At 34.5% G+C, this 3158-nt stretch carries 3 protein-coding genes and 1 pseudogene; all 4 read left to right on the forward strand.

The window, feature by feature from the left end; translation table 11 throughout:
* On the forward strand, positions 1-999 hold a 999-nt coding region (locus VOR_RS18860; RefSeq protein ID WP_010319765.1), incomplete at its 5' end, for a hypothetical protein.
* A gap of 282 nt (positions 1000-1281) precedes the next feature.
* On the forward strand, positions 1282-1734 hold the full coding sequence (locus VOR_RS0111040) for a serine O-acetyltransferase (protein WP_010319766.1): 453 nt from the start codon (positions 1282-1284) through the stop codon (positions 1732-1734).
* Positions 1731-2935, forward strand: a pseudogene (locus VOR_RS17900) (aspartate-semialdehyde dehydrogenase). Before VOR_RS0111040 ends, VOR_RS17900 begins: the two are co-directional and overlap by 4 nt.
* Positions 2936-2939: 4 nt before the next feature.
* A partial coding sequence (locus tag VOR_RS0111050; protein ID WP_029627121.1) for a WecB/TagA/CpsF family glycosyltransferase occupies positions 2940-3158 on the forward strand: 219 nt, incomplete at its 3' end.

Raw genomic sequence — 3158 nt, forward strand, 5'->3', positions numbered from 1 at the left:
GAACTTGACAATTCAGATGTAAGTTTTTCAATCATCAATAAATCTCTATCAAGATGCTGTGGAAGATACTATTTATTTTATAGTGATAGTAAAATTGATATATTAAGATCTGATGCAACATCACTTGCGCAAATTAATTTTTCTAGTAGTCACGGTTTGATAGCGACAGACATCAGTCTCTTGCAATATCAAAGTATTAAGCTTACACATAATGAGGAAGCCTATAAATTTTATAAGGAAGTCTTTCCTAAAAAAGGAAATGGTAATGCTTGGATTGGGCATGAAACTATCTTTAATGAGATAGAAAAAGTACTTCCTAACCATGCTTTAAGTATTAGAAATATGAAAGTTGTTCGTTATTGGCCTCAAGTTGAATTTAAGTACCATGATATTAATCAGGTTGTGGCAGAAGTTGCAGAAGAACTTAAAGCCATTTTAAAAGCTTTTTCTGAAGTATCACCATTATCAATCGCTGTCACAGCCGGTAATGATTCTAGGGTGATGGCTGCTGCTACAAAAGAGATTAAACATAGATGTTATTACTTTATTGATAAGTTGAAAAATTTAAATGATGAGCATCCGGATATTGTCATCGGTAAGAGGATTTGTGATACTCTTGGAGTGAAATATACGATCCATACTGATTTTTTAGATGTGGATAAAATACCTGAGTCATTTAAAAATGAATATTCCAATTCGGTTTTTTACGCTACTGAAAAACGGCTCCCAGAAGTCTATAACTATTCTCTAATCTTGTCTGATTATATCAATATTTGCGGCGTTGGGGAGTTTGGACGTTCTGTATATGGTATCCCTAAAGAAAATATCGAGAGTAATTATTTGTGTTTCAAATATCAGTGTGTAAATTCACGCTTCTCCAATCTTCAGACAAATTTATGGTTAGATGATTGTAAAGAACATTCATATGCTAGATTTTATCCGAAGAACTCATTATATTACATTGAACAAAGACTAGGTAACTGGGGGGGCAGTTGGTAATTCTGAGTCAGATATAGCATTTGAGGAAGTAAATCCATTTGCTACACACTACATTATTGAACGTATGATTTGCTTGCCATACAAATATACAAAATACCATAATAATCATTTATTTAAAGAAATCATTCACTATCTAGCACCAGAGATTAGTTGTATACCAATTAATCCTCCGAGAAACTTTAAAGGGAAAATTGTTAATTATATAAAGTCAGGATTACTCTTTAATATTATTGAACGTTATAGGTATATAACGGAAAATATCATGGGAAATAAGGTGGCATAATGAATCTTATCCATTTTTATCGGATTGCTAATTGGGCATACGTGAATCGAATTCCATTAATCCCCAATGTTATAAAATTTATTTCTTTTTTACTATTTAATTCCGTTATCCCAGCTTCTGTGAAAATAGGGAAAAATTCCCGTTTTATGTATGGAGGGATAGGATGTGTCATTCATAAAAAAGCAATTATTGGTAATAATGTTTGCTTAGGCCAAGGTATTACAATAGGAAGAAAGCTAAGAGAGTCATGTCCAGAGATAGGGAACAATGTATATATTGGTGCTGGAGCAAGGGTTTTGGGCGACATAAAAGTTGGAAACAATATAATAATCGGAGCAAATGCTGTAGTTATTTGTAGTATTCCAGATAACTCAATAGTTGCCGGTTCTCCAGCTAGGGTTGTGAAGATGATTGAACATTCTATTTGGCAAGAACTAGGTGACTTACTTTGATTAGTGTGGAAGATATCGTCTCTTCTTTATTAAGAGATGCAAAAATTAATGATTATGCTGGAAATGATCCTTTTGATGGGTTAAATAGTAAAATTTTTTATTTTTTTCCTAGAGCCAAAACGGGTTTGCTTGGCCTATTTTGGACTCAACTTCATAAGCGCTCTGCCATTAATTTTAGAACAGTATTCTTTGTTCCTGACAAGCGAAATCCTAAAGGGATTGGGTTATTTATTTTAGGCTTATTAGAAAACTATCAGTCAAAAAATGAGCAGAGTTATCTAGATGAAGCAGTAGAGTTGGCTAATTGGTTGTTAACACAGCAGAGTGATAGAACTTTGTGGGGGCACAGCTGCTGGGGTTATCATTTTGATTGGAATGCACGCGCATTCTTTGTGCCAAAAGGTAAACCAATGTAATTACGACTGTCTATGTTGCACAAGCACTTTGGGCGTTGGGGGAGATTACTAATAGTGATAAATATCGTGACCCAGCAATTGATTCTGCGAATTTTATAGTTAAACATCTCTACACAGAACTAGATGGTGAATGTTTCTTCTCTTACATCCCAGGAGAGACCGCACTAGTATACAACGCCAGTTTATGGGGTGCCGCTTGGGTCGCAAAAATTGCTAGTATTACAGGTAATAGCCAGTATAAGAAATTGTCCTTAGCTGTTGCAAGACAATCGGTCTCAGCTCAAAGTTATGACGGTTCTTGGGTCTATGGTACAAGACACCACCATCAGTTTATCGACTCTTTCCACACGGGGTACAACTTAGAAGCCCTAACACTATTGGCTGATTCTTTAAGGACGGATGAGTTTAAAGCAAGTATTGAACTTGGTTTTAAATTTTATAAAACCCAATTTTTTGAAGAAGATGGTACTGCTAAGTATTACCATAATAACCGCTATCCTCTTGATATGCATAGTGTATCTCAGGCGGTACTTACTCTGCTTAAAGTTGGTGGTACGTCTGATGACTTAATTATGGCCGATAGAATAATAAGTCATGCTATTGAAATATTATACTTGAAGGATAAGCGGAGATTTGTTTATCAGAAGAATCAATTTTATACAAATAAAATTGATTATATTCGCTGGACAAAAGCATGGGTTTATTATTCGTTCTCATATTATCAACGTTCTATTCTTTTGAATAAAAATTCAATCGATAGTTTTGTTAAAAATGATGGTCATTAATTAGATGAAGCGTATAGAATTTTTGGGATCTCCTATGGATGTTGCTACAATGTCCGAAACAGTATCATTCATTGAGAATAAGATAAGCGAAGGTGGTTTTTTACAACATGTTGTAGTTAACGTGGCTAAGTTAGTAAATATGCAGACCGATCCGACGTTATCTGATTCAGTCAAGGAGTGCGACTTAATTAATATTGATGGAATGGGAGTCGTTTTTGGTGCT

Origin of the sequence: Vibrio ordalii ATCC 33509 (assembly GCA_000257205.1) — a bacterium.
Lineage (GTDB): Bacteria > Pseudomonadota > Gammaproteobacteria > Enterobacterales > Vibrionaceae > Vibrio > Vibrio ordalii.